General features: G+C 72.6%; 13 protein-coding genes and 1 pseudogene. 8 read left to right on the forward strand and 6 right to left on the reverse strand.

Going from position 1 to position 16,769, the window contains the following annotated elements:
- Window positions 1-281: 281 nt before the first annotated feature.
- The 6 genes from GA0115240_RS03305 to GA0115240_RS03330 form a co-directional block, all read right to left on the reverse strand.
- Window positions 282-1,601: an acyltransferase family protein gene (locus GA0115240_RS03305; protein ID WP_093735133.1), complete on the reverse strand. Its 1,320-nt coding sequence runs from the start codon at window positions 1,599-1,601 to the stop codon at window positions 282-284.
- A 117-nt stretch (window positions 1,602-1,718) separates the two neighbouring features.
- On the reverse strand, window positions 1,719-3,431 hold the full coding sequence (locus tag GA0115240_RS03310; protein WP_093735134.1) for a dipeptide ABC transporter ATP-binding protein: 1,713 nt from the start codon (window positions 3,429-3,431) through the stop codon (window positions 1,719-1,721).
- Window positions 3,428-4,348, reverse strand: coding sequence for an ABC transporter permease (locus GA0115240_RS03315; RefSeq protein ID WP_093735135.1), 921 nt, complete (start codon window positions 4,346-4,348; stop codon window positions 3,428-3,430). Before GA0115240_RS03315 ends, GA0115240_RS03310 begins: the two co-directional genes overlap by 4 nt.
- Complete coding sequence (locus GA0115240_RS03320; protein ID WP_093735136.1) at window positions 4,345-5,301, reverse strand: ABC transporter permease; 957 nt, start codon at window positions 5,299-5,301, stop codon at window positions 4,345-4,347. The genes GA0115240_RS03315 and GA0115240_RS03320 overlap by 4 nt, the downstream gene beginning before the upstream one ends.
- Window positions 5,302-5,385: 84 nt before the next feature.
- Entirely contained in the window at window positions 5,386-6,999 is a 1,614-nt protein-coding gene (locus GA0115240_RS03325; protein ID WP_093735137.1) for an ABC transporter substrate-binding protein, read from the reverse strand.
- Window positions 7,000-7,119: 120 nt separating this feature from the next.
- Complete coding sequence (locus GA0115240_RS03330; RefSeq protein WP_093735138.1) at window positions 7,120-7,806, reverse strand: response regulator transcription factor; 687 nt, start codon at window positions 7,804-7,806, stop codon at window positions 7,120-7,122.
- A 468-nt stretch (window positions 7,807-8,274) separates the two neighbouring features.
- Here GA0115240_RS03330 and GA0115240_RS03335 point away from each other — a divergent pair, with 468 nt between their 5' ends.
- The 8 genes and pseudogenes from GA0115240_RS03335 to GA0115240_RS38990 all read left to right on the forward strand — a co-directional run bounded on the left by GA0115240_RS03335 (window position 8,275) and on the right by GA0115240_RS38990 (window position 16,710).
- Window positions 8,275-9,768 carry an FAD-dependent monooxygenase gene (locus GA0115240_RS03335; protein WP_093735139.1) on the forward strand — a complete coding sequence of 498 codons (1,494 nt, stop codon included), beginning with the start codon at window positions 8,275-8,277 and terminating at the stop codon, window positions 9,766-9,768.
- A gap of 2 nt (window positions 9,769-9,770) precedes the next feature.
- Window positions 9,771-10,097 (forward strand): TcmI family type II polyketide cyclase, encoded by a 327-nt coding sequence (locus tag GA0115240_RS03340; RefSeq protein ID WP_093735140.1) that lies wholly within the window; start codon window positions 9,771-9,773, stop codon window positions 10,095-10,097.
- On the forward strand, window positions 10,094-11,374 hold the full coding sequence (locus GA0115240_RS03345; RefSeq protein ID WP_093735141.1) for a beta-ketoacyl-[acyl-carrier-protein] synthase family protein: 1,281 nt from the start codon (window positions 10,094-10,096) through the stop codon (window positions 11,372-11,374). The genes GA0115240_RS03340 and GA0115240_RS03345 overlap by 4 nt, the downstream gene beginning before the upstream one ends.
- Complete coding sequence (locus GA0115240_RS03350) at window positions 11,371-12,591, forward strand: ketosynthase chain-length factor (RefSeq protein ID WP_093735142.1); 1,221 nt, start codon at window positions 11,371-11,373, stop codon at window positions 12,589-12,591. Before GA0115240_RS03345 ends, GA0115240_RS03350 begins: the two co-directional genes overlap by 4 nt.
- Window positions 12,592-12,646: 55 nt before the next feature.
- Complete coding sequence (locus GA0115240_RS03355; RefSeq protein ID WP_093735143.1) at window positions 12,647-12,919, forward strand: acyl carrier protein; 273 nt, start codon at window positions 12,647-12,649, stop codon at window positions 12,917-12,919.
- Between the two features lie 10 nt (window positions 12,920-12,929).
- Complete coding sequence (gene fabG / locus GA0115240_RS03360; RefSeq protein WP_093735144.1) at window positions 12,930-13,715, forward strand: 3-oxoacyl-ACP reductase FabG; 786 nt, start codon at window positions 12,930-12,932, stop codon at window positions 13,713-13,715.
- Between the two features lie 45 nt (window positions 13,716-13,760).
- A complete protein-coding gene (locus GA0115240_RS03365; RefSeq protein ID WP_093735145.1) occupies window positions 13,761-14,699 on the forward strand; it encodes an aromatase/cyclase in 939 nt (312 codons plus the stop codon).
- Between the two features lie 2 nt (window positions 14,700-14,701).
- Window positions 14,702-16,710: pseudogene (locus GA0115240_RS38990) on the forward strand (SDR family oxidoreductase).
- The last annotated feature ends 59 nt before the right edge of the window (window positions 16,711-16,769 follow it).

A 16,769-nucleotide genomic window follows, 5' to 3' on the forward strand; every position in this document is an offset into this window, starting at 1 on the left:
CGGCGACGAGGAAGCGCCTGCGGGGCATCGCGGTTCCATCAGCCATGGTGGTCCTCACCTGTGAGGCAGCGTCGAGCCGCTGCGTCGGACGGTCCCGGCCTGCCGGAGGGCATGGCCGGCGTTCGCTGATGTCCAGGGCCGGACGGGTCGTCACCAGAGGGGACCTGATCACTGCGCAGTGAGGCTAACCAGTCCTATTGATGCGCGCAAGAGATCGAAAGGAGGGCGTAACGAGCATCATCGATCATTTTCCGGCCGGTTCGGATCGCGGTGAGCCGCTGTCAGGCGGCCTCGCGCACCGCCTCGTCGAGCCTCTCGGGGCGTGGGCGCGCCGCCCTCCGACCGACACACATCACCAGCGCGGTACCCACCGCCAGACCCAGCGCGGGCGCCACCGGGAACCGGCCGCCGTACGCGAACCCGTGCACGGCGAAGCGGCTCAGCGCCGCCACGGCCACCGCGACACCGGGCCACAACAACCACGGGCGGCGCGGGCCGTCGTCCGGCCGGGTCCGCTCGTACACCCGGGCCAGCCCGCGCTCCAACGGCCGCAGCGCCCTGACGACACCGGCCAGCACCGCGGCGAGCAGCAGCAGCCAGGGCGCCCGCAGCCCCCACCAGCCGGCGGACCCGAACGCCGGCTCGGGCGCGAGCCCGGTCAGGTAGAAAGCAGCGGCGAGGACCAGCACCGGCAGCATGTGCCAGAGGTAGAGCGTCATGCTGGCACCCCCCACGGGGCGCACCGCCCGCCACACCCACCCGCGGTCCAGCAGCCGCCGTACCGCCGGCGCGAGCAGCAGACACAGCCCTATTTGGGCCACCGCCCACGCCAGCATCGCCGCCGACGGGGGATCGGTGTTGCTGGGATGCTGCCCGGTCACCAGGATCAGCCCGACCGGGAAGGGCCCGAAGGTGACCAGCGCCGCGAAGGCCAGCCCGCCGCCCGCCGCCATCGCGGCCGGTACCGCCCGGCGGCCGGTCAGCAGGCCGTCCCGCCAGCAGAAGCCCAACTGGTAGGCCACCCCCCACACCAGCGCGTAGTCGAGCAGCCCGACGTACCGCGCGTGCACCGTCACCACCAGCGCGTCGGCCGCCACCGCGAGAACGCCCATCGCCACCGGGACGAGCAGGCCCCAGCGCCGGTGCGCGGCGTGCAGCGCCGGCGTCAGCGCACTGAGCACCAGATACACCGGCAGGAACCAGAACTGCATCCCCATCGCCCATCCGGCCAGCGCCAGGGTGTCCCGGTCCACGCCGGCGGCCGAGCAGATCGCGACGGCGGTCAGCACCAGCGCGCTGTACACGGCTGCCGGAAGCAGCAGCCGCTGCGCCCGCCGCGCCACCCACCCCGCGGCCCCGCCGCCCGCGGCCCGGCCCCGCGCCCAGGAGCCGCCCGCCGCGTACCCCCCGGCCAGGAAGAACAGCGGCATGATCTGGAAGCCCAGGGTCAGCCACTGGGTCCAGGGAACGACCGCCAGCAGCTCCGGGGCGGTGATCTCCCCGCCGGGTGCCCGCACGAGAGCGGTGATCATCCAGTGGCCGAGCACCACCAGCACGATCGCCCAGGCGCGCAGGAAGTCCACGTAGCGGTCTCTGCTCATGCGTCGTCATGTTTCCGCAAGGTGTGCGGATTCGGGGCGCGGCGACGATGCCGCAACCGATTCGTGGCCGGTACGACATCGGCGCCGCACCGCGCGCGGCCGGCGGGACGCGGGCGCTCAGCGGGCCGGGCCGCCCGGGACGGAGGCCAGGAGCTCCTCGGTGTACGGATGGGCGGGCGAGCCGAAGACCTGTTCCACCGGGCCGGTCTCCACGATTCGTCCGCCGCGCATCACACCGACCCGGGCGGCGATCCGGCGGACGACCGCCAAGTCGTGCGAGATGAACAGGTAGCTCAGCCCCCGCGCGTCCTGGAGATCCGCCAGCAGGTCCAGGATCCGGGCCTGGGACGACACATCGAGGGCGGAGACGGGCTCGTCGCACACCACCAGGTCCGGGTCGAGCGCCAGCGCGCGGGCGATGGCGACGCGTTGGCGCTGGCCGCCGGACAGTTCGGCGGCCCGCCGGCCCAGCAGCGCGGCGGGCAGACGCACCTGGTCGAGCAGTTCGGCCGCCCGCCGGCCGCGTTCGGCGCGGCCGCCGATCCGGAAGGCGCGCAGCGGCTCCGCGATGATCTCGGCGACGGACAGCCGGGGGGACAGCGAGGCGTAGGGACTCTGGTGGACGATCTGCATCCGGCGCCGCAGCCGCCGCAGTTCGCCGCCGCCCAGCCGGGTGATGTCCTGCCCGTCGAAGGCGATCCGGCCGGAGGTCGGCTCGGTCAGGCGTACCAGCATCCGGGCGGTGGTGGACTTGCCCGACCCCGACTCGCCGACCAGGGCCAGCGTCTCGCCGCGTCCGATCCGCAGACCGACCCCGTCGACCGCCCGCGGCCCGGGGTGCCGCTCGCCCCGGTGGGCGGGATACTCCTTGACGAGATCCTCGGCCACGACCAGGTCCCCGGCGCCGGCTGCCGGAACCCGGGCGGCGGCGGCAGCGGGAGCACCGGCAACAGCGGCGGCAGTACCGGCAGTCGCGGCGCGGGCGGGCGGACGGACCGGCTCGGCCGCCGGCCTGCCCGTGCCCCTCGCCCGGGGCCCGGAAAGGCTCGGCGCCGCCGCCAGCAGGGCCCGGGTGTACGGGTGGGACGGGGTGTCGAGGATCCGCCGCACCGGACCGGTCTCCACGATCTCGCCGCGCGACATGACGGCCACCCGGTGCGCCCGGTCCGCGGCGACCGCGAGGTCGTGGGTGATCAGCAGGACGGCGACGCCGAGTTCGGCGGTCAGTGCCCCGATGTGGTCGAGGATCTTCCGCTGGACGGTGACATCCAGTGCGCTGGTGGGCTCGTCGGCGATGATCAGCCGGGGGCGGGCGGCGAGGGCGATGGCGATCAGCACCCGCTGCCGCATGCCTCCGGACAGTTCGTGGGGGTACTGGCGGGCGACCCGGTCCGGGTCGGGGAGTCCCGCCTCGCCGAGCAGTTCCCGGGCACGACGGTCCGCCGCCGGCCGGTCGGCGAGCCGGTGGATGAGCAGCACCTCGGCCACCTGGCGTCCCACCCGCTGCACCGGGTTGAGCGAGACCATCGGGTCCTGCGGGACCAGGCCGATCTCGCGGCCCCGCAGCCCGCGCAGGGCGCCCTGGCCGGCGCGGGCCAGATCGGCGCCCCCGAACAGGATCGAGCCCCCGTCCAGCGAGCCGCCGCGCGGCAGCAGGCCCGTCACCGCGTGCGCCGCCGTGCTCTTCCCGGAACCCGACTCGCCGACCAGGGCCAGCACCTCGCCCGGCAGCACGGTCAGGTCGATGTCCCGTACGGCGGGCACGGCGCCGGCCCGGGTCCGGTAGGAGATCCGCAGCCGGCGGATGTCCAGCAGCGGTGCGTCGGTCATCGGGTCTCCATGTCTTCACCGTCCAGGGAGCGGGCGATGCGGTTGGCGGCGAGCACGGTGGCGGCGATGACGAGCCCCGGCAGGGTGGTGAGCCACCACGCCGTGGCCAGGTAGTTGCGGCCGTCCGAGACGAGCGAGCCCCATTCGGGGGCCGGCGGCCGCGCGCCGTAGCCGAGGAAGGACAGCGAGGAGACCTGGAGGATCACCGCGCCGAAGTCGACGGCCGCGTAGACCAGTACGGGGCCGGCGGCATTGGGCAGCACATGCCGCAGCAGCACCGGCAGCCACCGGGTGCCGCAGGCCCGCGCCGCCTCCACGTAGGCCGACCGGCCGACTTTCATCACCTCGGCGCGCATGATCCTGGCGAAGGTCGACACGCTCGTCACCCCGACGGCGATCGCCACCTTGACGGTGCCGAAGCCCAGCGCGGTCACCAGTGCCAGCGACAGCAGCAGGCCGGGGATGGAGAGCAGCACGTCGGTCAGCCGCATCAGCACGTCGTCCACGGCGCCGCCGCGGTAGCCGGCGATCAGCCCCGCCAGCGAGCCCGCGACCAGGCCGACCCCCACCGCCAGCGCGGCCGCCTGCAAGGTGAGCAGGCAGCCGTGCACGACGCGGGCGAACAGGTCGCGGCCCAACTCGTCGGTGCCGAAGGGGTGGCCCGCGCCGGGCGGCAGCAGCTTGTCCCGCGGCGCCGCGGCCAGGGGATCGCGCGCGGTGAGCAGGTCCGGGAAGAACGCGGCCAGCAGCAGCGCCGCGACCAGCAGCACGGACAGCGCCAGGCCCGGCCGCCGCAGCCAGAACCGGACCTGGCGGCGGATCCGGGGCCGGCTGCCCGGCAGCGGCGCGGCGCCCGGTCGCGGAGCGTCCTGGCCGGGCCCCGGGACGCCGGCGCCGGGGATGCCCACATCGGTCATGCCCGTACCGCCGGCCGTGTCGTCGTGGTGATCCGCGGATCCAGCAGCGGATGGACCAGGTCGACGGCGAGGGTGGTCAGGACGAAGGTGACCGCGCCGAGGACGACCACCCCCTGGACGACCGGGATGTCCTGCGCGGTCACGGCGGCCGCCGTCTCGCGGCCGATGCCGGCTCGCGCGAAGACGGTCTCGACGACCACCGCGCCGGCCAGGACGTTGCCCGCCATGATGCCGACCAGGGTCAGCGGCGGAACCGCCGCGTTGCGCAGCGCGTGCCCGAACAGGACCCGGCGCCGGCTCGCGCCCTTGGCCAGCGCGGTCTGGACGTACGGCTCGGCCAGCGCGGTCCGCAGGCTCTTGGCGAGCACCTGCGCGATCAGCGCCGCGCCCGGCAGCGCAAGCGTGACCGCCGGCAGCACCAGTGCGGCAACTCCCCGGTCGCCGAAGGCCGGAAAGACGTGCCATCGGAACGACAGGAGCTGCACCAGCACCAGACCGACCCAGAAGGTCGGCGCCGACACCCCCAGCGACGGCAGCGACAGCAGGAGCTGACGCAGCCAGCCGCGCCGGGTCCAGCTGCCCAGCAGGGCGACGCCGCTGCCCAGCGCCACCGCCAGCAGCATCGCGGCGGTGGCGAGTTGGACGGTCGCCGGCAGGGCCCGCGCGAGCAGCCGGGTGACCGGGACGCCGCTCTGCACGGACCGTCCGAGATCGCCGTGGGCCGCGTGCAGCAACCGGGTGCCGTACTGCTCGGCGAGCGGCTGGTCGAGCCCGTACTGGTGGCGCAGCGCATCGGTCTGCGCCGGGGTGACGGTGCTGGCGTCGCCCCCGCCCGCGGCCATGATGGTCGCGGGGTCGCTGGGCAGCAGGTACAGCACGCCGAAGGACACCGTGTAGGCGGCCCACAGTACGAACACGGCCTGGAGCAGCCGCCGCAGGAGATAGGTCCTCATCTTCGCCTTCGGAACGCCGGGTCGGGACGAGGGCGGGGGCAGGGGGCAGGGGACGGGGTGGAGCCGGCACGACGGGCGGGCCGGTCAGGACAGCCAGGCGTCGTGGAACTGCGCCTGCGAGGAGGAACCGAGGGTGACGCCGTGCACCCTGCTGCTGAGCGCGAACACGCTGGTCATCTCGAACACCGGTATCTGGTAGGCCTGTTCGAGCACCCGGCGCTGCGCCGCGGCGACGACCGCGGCGCGCTTGGCCGGGTCGGCCGCGGCGGCCTGCGCGTCCAGCAGGCTCTCCAGCCCCGGATCCTGGATGCGGGAGAGGTTGAGCAGCTTGCTGGAGAAGGCGGTGCGCAGGATGTCGGGGTCGGCGCGGGTGCCGTTGCCCCAGGCGAGGTCGTAGTCGCCGCTCTTCTGGGCCAGTTGGTAGTCGGCGATGGTCAGGACCTTGAGCGTGAGGCCGATGCCGGCCTTCTTCAGCTGCTGCTGGATGAGCTCCAGCACCGACTGGTTGGGGCCGAAGTTGGGCGCGAGAATGACCTTCAGGTCCAGCCGCACGCCGTTCTTGGCGCGGATGCCGTCCGGACCGGTGGTCCAGCCGGCCGCGTCCAGGATCCGGCCGGCGGCCGCGGGGTCGTAGGCGAGGAGTTTCGCGTTGTCCCGGTAGTCGTCGGTGGTGCTGGACAGCGAGCTGGTGGCCGGGCGGTAGCTGCCGCTCAACACGGTGTCGACGACCTCCTTGCGGTCGACGGCGATCTCCAGCGCCCGGCGCACGGCGATGTCGCCGGACTCCGGGCGTGCGGCGTTGGCGCTCAGCGCCACCGGTACGCCGGGGTTCGGCCGGGACAGCAGCTTCTCGCCCTGGCCGGCGATTCCCGCCTCGTCCTGCGGTGCGACACCGGAGATGGCGTCGACCTGCCCGGACTCCAGGCTGCCGGTGCGTACTCCGGACTCCGGGACGACCGTGAAGGTGATCTTGTCCAGGTAGGCGGGGCCGGTGTGTCTCCACAGGGCCGAGCCGCCCTTGTAGTCCGCGCGCCGGCTCAGTTCGACCGATCGGCCCGGCGTGTAGCTGTCCAGGGTGAAGGGGCCGGAGCCGATCAGCGGTCCGGTGCACAGGCTCTGGGCGGACCGCTGGAGGCTGGCGGGGGCCAGCAGGCCGAGGGTGGTGGTGGACGTGGCCTGCAGGAACTGGGCGTTGGGGTGGTCGAAGGTGACTTCGGCGGTGTGGGCGTCGAGGACCTCGGTGCCGCGGTAGCCGCTGAGATAGCCGGAACCGAAGATCGACCTGGCGCCGAGTTTCACCACGGCGTCGAAGTTGTCCTTGACCGACCGCGCGTCGACGGGGGCGCCGTTGCTGAAGGTCAGGCCGTCGCGCAGGTGGAAGGTGAAGGCCGACGCGTCCGGGCTGACATCCCAGGAGGAGGCGAGCCAGGGGACGATCTTCCCGGTCGCGGGGTCCTGGTCGGTCAGCGAGTCCACCAGCCCGCGCGCGGCGTAGACCGCGTCGTTGGTGGCCGCCTGGTGCGGGTCGACGCAGATCGGGTCGGAGCCCAGCGCGAGGGTCAGGTGGCCGCCCGCGTGCGGCGCGGCGGCGGCCCCGCCGGCCGTCCGGGCGGGGGAGGCCGAGGAGCAGGCCGCCAGCGTCAGCGACAGGGCGACGGCGGAGGTGAGCAGGCTGGCGTGATGACGTGAGCCACGCATGGGGGTAGGCCTTTCCGGGCGAGGGGTGGTGGGCACTGGTGGGCCCGGGCAGGACCCGCCGCACCTCCCGGGGAGGTGGGCCGGTCAGGGGGTCGGCGGCCGTCCGGTCGCGGGAGCCGCTCAGCCGTGTCCCATCCGGAACCCGATCCCGCGCAGCGTGACGATCCAGCTCGGGTCGCCCAGCTTCTTGCGCAGCGCGCTGACATGGGTGTCGATGGTGCGGCTGGCCTTGATGCCCAGCGGCCGGCCGTCGTGCTGGTAGCCCCAGACGTCGGCCATCAACCGGTCGCGGGAGAACACGGTCTGCGGCTGCGAGGCGAGCTGGTGCAGCAGGCAGTACTCGATGCGGGTCAGCTCGATCAGCCGGCCGTTGATCCGCACCTCCCGGGTGTCCGGATCGATGCACAGGGAGCCGATCACGATCGGCTGCGACCGCAGCAGGGTGGCTGTGGCCGAGTTGGAGCGCCGCAGGACGGCCTCGATACGGGCGAGGAGTTCGCGAAATCCGAACGGCTTGGCCATGCAGTCGTCGCAGCCCGCCTGCAGGCACAGGATCCGGTCGAGATCGGTGCCGGGATCCGTAAAAGCGATGATGGGTATGTCACTCACGGCGCGCAGTAATCGGCAAACCTCCAGACCGTCCATGTCGGGCAGCGCGAGGTCGATCAGGAAGAAGTCGAACTTCGGGTACTTCGCCAGTGCCTCTGCCCCGGTGCCGCACTGCTCGGTATCGAATCCGTGGCGGTGCAGCGCGGCACTCAGGCTGTCGACCCCAATCGTGTCGGAATCCGCTACCAGTACCTGCATGACTCCCAAGCCTCTGTAGCCTCTGTGAAGATCCCTCGAATTTCCTTAGGCAGGTTAGCGGCCTCCCGACGCTGTTCAAAGATCCATCGGGACATTTCACACTCCTGCAAGGTTCCCGCAACCATCAGGCACATCAACCCAGTTGAGCGGGCTGACGGGTCGCGAAGCGTCAAGAAATCTGTAGTTCCCCTGACAATTCCTTAAGACTTCCGCCGTTCTCGGCGCGAGTCCCGGCGCGGGCCGCCGCAGGGGTGTGTCAAGTCCCGCCCGGGTCGGCTTGACGCTTCCCTGACAGGCATTTTCAGATAACCTTGACTTTTTTGCTTGAATTCTGCATGGGCGGTGCCGGAAGATATTCGTGTCCCACTGGAAATTCGGGCGGATCTTTCCAGGCCCCCGCCGGCCGCCGCGAACAGCAGTTCCCAGGAAGAGTTCGCACGCAATTGCCGCTTCAGACGGGAGAGGTGCATGAGCGCTTCGGTCATTATTACGGGAGCCGGGCCGGCCGGGCTCGCACTCGCCGGTGAACTTCGATTGGCGGGCATCGGCGTCGTCGTCCTGGAACGCCTTTCCGGACGGACCGCGGAATCACGCGGAATCGGATTGACGATCCGCACCGTCGAGACACTCGCCCAGCGCGGGCTGGTGCGCCGCTTCGGCGATCTGCACACCAGCGAGCAGGGGCACTTCGGCGGTGTCCCGCTCGACCTCGCGGTCCTGGACGGCGCGTACCGGTCCGCGAAGACCGTCCCCCAGTCCGTCACCGAGACCGTCCTGGAGAACTGGGCACGGGAACTGGGAGCCGACATCCGGCGCGGCCACGAGTTCCGCTCCTACCAGGACGACGGATCGTCCGTCGCCGTACGCGTCACGACACCCGCCGGGGAGCGGACCTTGCGGGCGGACTACCTCGTCGGCGCCGACGGCGGGCGCAGCAGCGTCCGCAAGGCCGGCGGCTTCGACTTCCCCGGCACCGCGGCCACCACCGAACTGCTGCTCGCCGACATCCGGGGCATCGAAGTGGCGCCCCGGATGACCGGCGAGCTGCTGTCCGGCGGAATGGTGATGTCCGCCCCGCTCGCCGGCGGTGTCCACCGCGTCATCGTCGGCGAGCGCGGCGCCCCACCGCGCCGGCGCGGCGGCCCGCCCTCCTACCAGGAGGTCGCCGACACCTGGAAACGGCTCACCGGGGACGACATCTCGCACGCCGAACCGGTGTGGGTCAGCGCCTTCACCGACGCCGCCCGCCAGGTCACCGACTACCGCCGCGGCCGCGTCCTGCTCACCGGCGACGCCGCCCACATCCACCTGCCGGCCGGCGGCCAGGGCATGAACACCGGCATCCAGGACTCGGTGAACCTCGGCTGGAAGCTCGCCTCGGTACTGCGCGGCGCCGCGCCGGAGTCCCTGCTGGACACCTACCACGGCGAGCGGCACCCGGTGGGCAGGGAACTGCTCGCCAACACCGCCGCCCAGAGCCAGCTGATCCTCGGCGGCGCCGAGGCGCAGCCGCTGCGCGACGTGCTGGCCGAGCTGATCCGCTACGAGGACGTCAGCCGCCACCTGGCGGCCAAGGTCAGCGGCCTGGCGATCCGATACGACGTCGGCCCCGGCCCCAACCCCCTGCTCGGCGCCCGGATGCCGCACCTGGAACTCACCGTCCCGGGGCGTGCGGGCCGTCCCACCAGCACGACCGCCCTGCTCCACGCCGGACGCGGCGTCCTGCTCGACCTGGCGGACAACCCGTATCCGCGCCGCCGCGCGGCCGGCTGGCGCGAGCGGATCGACATCGTCACCGCCACGCCCCGCGGCGACGGACGGGCCCGGCTCGACGGCACCACCGCGGTGCTGATCCGCCCCGACGGCTATGTCGCCTGGGCCGCACCCGGCAGCCACCACGACCTTCCCACGGCACTCGACCGCTGGTTCGGTCCCGTCCGACGCGCAACCCGAGAGAGGTAGACATGCACAGCACCCTGATCGTCGCCCGCATGCAACCGGGCTCCGCCCAGGAGGTGGCCGGCATCTTCGGCGCCTTCGACGGCACCGACATGCCGCACCTCATGGGCACGCGCCGCCGCGAGCTCTTCTCCTACCGCGGCCTGTACTTCCACCTCCAGGACTTCGACGAGGACAGCGGCGGCGAGCGGATCCGGACCGCCCGGACCGACCCCCGCTTCATCAAGATCAGCGACGACCTCAAGCCGTACATCGAGGCCTACGACCCGGCGACCTGGCGTTCGCCGGCCGACGCGATGGCCCAGCGCTTCTACCACTGGAGCGCGTCGTGAGCCAGCCGGCCAGCCGCCGGGTGGTGATCACCGGCGTCGGGGTGACCGCCCCCGGCGGTATCGGGGTCAAGGACTTCTGGCAGTTGCTGGCCGACGGACGCACCGCCACCCGGCGGATCTCGTTCTTCGACCCCGCACCGTTCCGCTCCCAGATCGCGGCCGAGGCCGATTTCGACGCCGAGCTGTCCGGCCTGTCCCCGCAGGAGATCCGCCGGATGGACCGCGCCGCCCAGTTCGCGGTGGTCACCGCCCGGGAGGCGGTCGCCGACAGCGGACTGGACTTCGCCGCCCTGGACCCGCACCGCGTAGGGGTGACCATCGGCAGCGCCGTCGGTGCGACCACCGGACTGGACCAGGAGTACCGCGCGGTCAGCGACGGCGGCCGGCTGGACCTCGTCGACCACCAGTACGCCGTGCCCCACCTGTACAACTTCCTGGTCCCCAGCTCCTTCGCCACCGAAGTCGCCTGGGCCGTCGGCGCGGAGGGCCCCGGCACCGTCGTGTCCACCGGGTGCACCTCCGGCCTGGACGCCGTCGGCTACGCCACCGACCTGATCAGGGACGGGGCCGCCGACGTGATCGTGGCCGGGGCCAGCGACGCCCCGATCTCCCCCATCACCGTCGCCTGCTTCGACGCGATCAAGGCCACCACCGCGCGCAACGACGACCCGGAGCACGCCTCGCGGCCGTTCGACGCCAGCCGCACCGGTTTCGTCCTCGGCGAAGGCGCTGCCGTGTTCGTCCTGGAGGAACTGGACAGCGCCCGCCGCCGGGGCGCCCACATCTACGCCGAGGTGGCCGGCTACGCGACCCGCTCCAATGCCTTCCACATGACCGGACTGCGCCCGGACGGCACCGAGATGGCCGAGGCGATCCGGGTGGCGCTCGACGAGGCCCGGCTCGCCCCGCAGGAGATCGACTACATCAACGCGCACGGCTCCGGCACCAAGCAGAACGACCGGCACGAGACCGCCGCCTTCAAGCGCAGCCTCGGCGACCACGCCTACCGGACACCGGTCAGCTCGATCAAGTCGATGGTGGGCCACTCGCTGGGCGCCATCGGATCGATAGAGATAGCGGCCTCCGTGCTGGCGATGGAGCACGGCGTGGTGCCGCCCACCGCCAATCTGCACACCCCCGACCCGGAGTGCGACCTCGACTACGTGCCGCTGACCGCGCGCGACTGGCGCACCGACGCGGTGCTGTCGGTCGGCAGCGGCTTCGGCGGATTCCAGAGCGCCGTGGTGCTCGCCCGGCCCGATCGCGGTGCCCGATGAACGCCCACCCGGTGGTGACCGGGCTCGGTGTCGCCGCCCCCAACGGCCTCGGCCTGGAGCAGTACTGGGCCGCCACGCTCGCCGGCCGCAGCGGCATCGGCCGGATCACCCGCTTCGACCCCTCGCACTACCCGTCGCGCCTCGCCGGTGAGATCGACGGATTCACCGCTGGCGAGCACCTGCCCAGCCGGCTGCTGCCGCAGACCGACCGGATGACCCAACTGGCCCTGGTCAGCGCGGACTGGTCCCTGCGCGACGCCGGGATCGACCCGGCCGAACTGCCCGACTACGCGGCCGGGGTGATCACCGCCGGCCACTCCGGCGGCTTCGAGTTCGGCCAGAACGAACTCAAGGCGCTGTGGAGCAAGGGCGGCCGGTATGTCTCCGCCTACCAGTCCTTCGCCTGGTTCTACGCCGTCAACAGCGGGCAGATCTCGATCCGGCACGGGCTGCGCGGTCCCAGCAGCGTGGTCATCAGCGACCAGGCCGGCGGCCTGGACGCACTCGCGCAGGCCCGGCGCCAGGTCCGCAAGGGGACCTCGCTGGTGGTGGCCGGCGCCGTCGACGCGTCCATCTGCTCCTGGGGATGGGTGGCCCAGTTGGCGAGCGGCCGGCTGGCCGCCGGGGACGACGCGGAACGCGCCTACCTGCCCTTCGACGTCGCCGCCCGCGGCCATGTCCCGGGCGAAGGTGGCGCGTTGCTCGTCGTCGAGGACGCGGAGCACGCACACGCGCGCGGCGCGCGGAAGATCTACGGCGAACTGGCGGGACACGCCGCCACCATGGATCCCCGGCCGGGCAGCGGACGGGCGCCGGGCATCGAGCGGGCGATCGACGGAGCACTGCGGGACGCCGGGATCGGCCCCGCCGACGTGGACGTGGTCTTCGCCGACGCCGCCGCCGTTCCCGAACTCGACCGCGTCGAGGCCGAAGCCATCACCACGACGTTCGGACCGCGGGGCGTCCCGGTGACGGCCCCCAAGACCATGACCGGCCGCCTCTACTCGGGCGCCGCGCCGCTGGATGTCGCCGCCGCCCTGCTCAGCATCCGCGACGGCGTCGTCCCGCCGACCATCGGCAGCGCGCCGGCCGAGGGGCTCGACATCGACCTGGTGACCGGCGCCCCGCGGCCGGCCCGGGTGCGCACCGCGCTGGTCCTGGCCCGCGGCCAGGGCGGATTCAACTCCGCGCTGGTGGTACGCGCCGCCGACCGCTGACGCCGGCCTGCGGAGCCCCGCCCCCGACACCACCCCTTCCACGAAAGGCCAGGACGTGCCCACCACCAGCCTGTTCACCCTCGACGACCTCCGCCGCATCCTGCTCGAGGCGGCCGGCGCCGACGAGGGCGTCGACCTGAGCGGCGACATCATCGACACCGAGTTCGAGGCCCTCGGCTACGAATCCCTCGCGCTGCTGGAGACCGGCAGCCGGATCGAGCGCGAGTACGACATCTCCCTGGACGACTCCGCCCTGACCGACGCGGTCACCCCCCGCGGCCTGATCGACACCGTCAACACGCAGCTGTCCGCTGCGACGAGCGCCTGAGGAGAAGGCCATGGCAGACAACGCCGGACGGGTCGCCCTGGTGACAGGTGCGACCAGCGGTATCGGACTGGCGGTCGCCCGGCAGCTGGCCGGCCAGGACCACCGGGTGTTCATCGGCGCCCGCAACGCCGAGAACGTCGCCGCGACCGTCAAGGAACTGCGCGGAGAGGGCCTCGACGTCCAGGGCGCGGCCGTCGACATCCGCGACGACGAGGAGGTCCGGTCGTTCGTCCGGGCCGCCGTCGACCGCTTCGGCACCATCGACGTGCTCGTCAACAACGCGGGGCGCAGCGGCGGCGGAGTGACCGCCGACCTCACCGACGAGCTGTGGTACGACGTGATCGAGACCAACCTCAACAGCGTCTTCCGGGTCACCCGGGAGGTACTGAACGCCGGCGGCCTGCGGACGAAGAGCCGCGGCCGGATCATCAACATCGCCTCCACCGCCGGCAAGCAGGGCGTGGTGCTGGGCGCCCCGTACTCGGCCTCCAAGCACGGCGTCGTCGGCTTCACCAAGGCGCTCGGCAACGAACTGGCCCCCACCGGGATCACCGTCAACGCCGTCTGCCCCGGCTACGTCGAGACACCGATGGCCCAGCGGGTGCGCCAGGGCTACGCGGCGGCGTACGACACCAGCGAGGAAGCGATCCGGGCGAAGTTCGAGGCCAAGATCCCGCTCGGCCGCTACTCCTCCGCCGAGGAGGTGGCCGGCCTGGTCGGCTACCTCGCCTCCGACACCGCCGCCTCCATCACCTCGCAGGCGCTCAACGTCTGCGGCGGCCTCGGGAACTTCTGACCGCCCGAGGCCCCGTGCCCCTCCCACCCCGATCGGAGCTGTGACATGACGACCCGTGAGGTCGAACACGAGATCACCGTGCGGGCGGACGCCGCCGACGTCTACCGGCTGCTCGCCGACGTCGAGAACTGGCCGAGGCTCTTCCCCCCGTCCGTCTACGTCGACTACCTCGAACGCGACGGGAACGAGGAACGCATCCGGATCTGGGCCACCGCCAACGGCGAGGCCAAGAACTGGAGTTCCCGGCGGACGCTGGATCCCGACGCGCTGCGCATCCGCTTCTGGCAGGAGGTCTCGGCGCCGCCGGTGGCCGAGATGACCGGAACCTGGATCATCGAACGGCTCGGTGCGCAGGAGTCGCGGGTGCGCCTGCTGCACTCCTACCGCGCGATCGACGACGACCCCGAGGGCCTGCGCTGGATCGACGAGGCGGTGGACCGCAACAGCAGGGCCGAACTGCCCGGCCTGAAGACCAATCTGGAACTGTCGGCCGACGACGCCGGACTCAGCCTGTCCTTCGAGGACAGCGTCCAGGTGCACGGCGCCGCCAAGGACGCCTACGACTTCGTCAACGAGGCGCAGCTGTGGACCGAGCGGCTGCCGCACGTCGCCGAGGTCGAGCTCACCGAGCACACCCCGGGCCTGCAGACGCTGCGGATGGACACCCTGACCAAGGACGGCGCCACCCACACCACGGAGTCGGTCCGGGTCTGCTTCCCGCACCACAAGATCGCCTACAAGCAGACCACGCTGCCCGCCCTGCTGGCACTGCACACCGGCTACTGGACCTTCGAGGAGGGCCCCGACGGCGTCACCACCGCCACCTCCCAGCACACCGTCGTGCTCAACGCCGACAGCATCGGCACGGTGCTCGGCCCGCAGGCGGGCATCCCCGAGGCACGCCGCTTCATCCGGGACGCGCTCGGCGGCAACAGCCGGGCCACGCTGGACCACGCCAAGCAGTACGCGCAAGAGCGGCGCTGACCGTGACGGGCCCACGGGACACCGACGTCATCGTGGTGGGGGCCGGCCCGGTCGGGCTGCTGCTCGCCGGTGAACTGCGGCTGGGCGGCGCCCGGGTGACCGTGCTGGAGCAGCTGACCGAGGCGACCACCGAGTCCCGGGCATCCACGTTGCACACCCGCACGATGGAGATCCTCGCCGAACGCGGGCTGCTGGAGCGTCTCGGCCCGCTGCCCAGCGGCGGGCCCGGCCACTTCGGCGGTATGCCGCTGGACCTGACGGCGGCGGCACCCGGCCACCGCTGGGCAGGCCAGTGGAAGTGCCCGCAGGCGCGACTCGAAGCCGCGTTGTACGACTGGGCGACGGAACTGGGCGCGCGGGTGCTGCGGGGGCACGCGGTGACCGGCCTGTGCTCCCGCCCGGACCGCGTGGAGGCCGGCTTCATCGAACTCGGCGCCGCGCCGGCCGTCTTGACCGCCGCCTACCTGGTCGGCTGCGACGGCGAGCGGAGCACCGTACGGCAGCTGGCCGGCTTCGAGCTGGCCGGCGAGGACGGCGCCGTGGAGATGCTCCGGGCCGACCTGGCGGGCATCGATGTGCCGAACCGGCGCTTCGAGCGGCACCCGCACGGGCTGGCCACCGCCTTCCGCTGGCCCGACGGCACCACCCGGGTCATGGTCCACGTGCACGGCAGCCGGCCGCAGCGGCGGACTCGTCCGCCGGGCCTGGACGAAGTGGCGGCGGCCTGGGCCCGGGTGACCGGCGAGGACATCGGCGCCGGCACCCCGGTCTGGCTCAACTCCTTCGACAACACCCGGCTCCAGGCCACCCGGTACGTCAAAGGCCGGGTCCTGCTCGCGGGGGACGCGGCCCACGTGCAGATGCCGGTCGGCGGACAGGCCCTCAACCTGGGGCTGCAGGACGCGGCCGACCTCGGCCGCAAGCTCGCCGAACACGTCACCGGGGACGCCGGGAGCGACCCCGCCGACGGGCCCGGCGGCGCCCCCCTGCTCGACAGCTACCACGACACCCGCCACCGGATCGGCGCCGCGACGCTGACCAACATCCAGGCCCAGGCCCGGCTGCTGCTCGGCGGCCCGGAGGTGGACGGACTGCGGTCGGTCTTCGGCGAACTGCTGGAGATCGGCTCGGCCCGGCGCCACCTGGCACGCGCCATCAGCGGACTCGGGCCGCCCGAGCCCGGCTGACCGCGCGTGCCCCCACCCGACCTGACCCCATTCGACGGCACTTGAGGAGAGGCACCATGAGCAGGCTCATCGGCAAGACCGCACTCGTCACCGGCTCCAGCCGCGGCATCGGCCGCGCCACCGCCGTACGGCTGGCGCGCGAGGGCGCGCTGGTCGCCGTGCACTACGCCGCCAACGAGGCCGCCGCCCGGGAAACCGTGCAGCTGATCGAGAAGGACGGCGGCCACGCCTTCCCGGTCCGCGCCGAGCTGGGCGTGCCCGGCGACGTGCACCAACTGTTCCTCGGCCTGGAGGCCGGCCTCAAGGAGCGGACCGGCGCCACCACCCTCGACATCCTGGTGAACAACGCGGGGGAGGCCACCGCGAGCGGCATCGCCCCCGAGGACGTCACCCCCGAGCAGCTCGACCGCTTCTTCGCGGTGAACGCCAAGGCGCCGTACCTCATCGTGCAGCGCGCGCTGGCGCAGATCCCCGAGGGCGGGCGCGTGATCAACATCTCGTCCGGTCTGACCCGGGTCGCCAACCCCGACCAGGTCGCCTACGCGATGACCAAGGGCGCGATCGAGCAGCTCACCTTGCACCTCGCCCGGCATCTGGCGCCGCGCGGCATCACCGTCAACAGCGTCGCCCCCGGGATCACCGACAACGGCAGCGCCGTCTTCGACATCCCCGAGGCGGTGCAGCAGATGGCGCAGCTCTCGGCCTTCAAGCGGGTGGGCACGGCCGGCGATGTCGCCGACGTGGTCACCTTCCTGGCCACCGACGAGGCGCGCTGGATCACCGGCGCCTTCATCGACGCCACCGGCGGCACCCTGCTGGGCTGAGCCGCCGCGGGCGACACCGCATCCAACCCATCAGATCGCACAGGACTGGAGGTGGCTCG

Origin of the sequence: Streptomyces sp. DvalAA-14 (assembly GCF_900091855.1) — a bacterium.
In the GTDB taxonomy this organism is placed as follows: Bacteria; Actinomycetota; Actinomycetes; order Streptomycetales; family Streptomycetaceae; genus Actinacidiphila.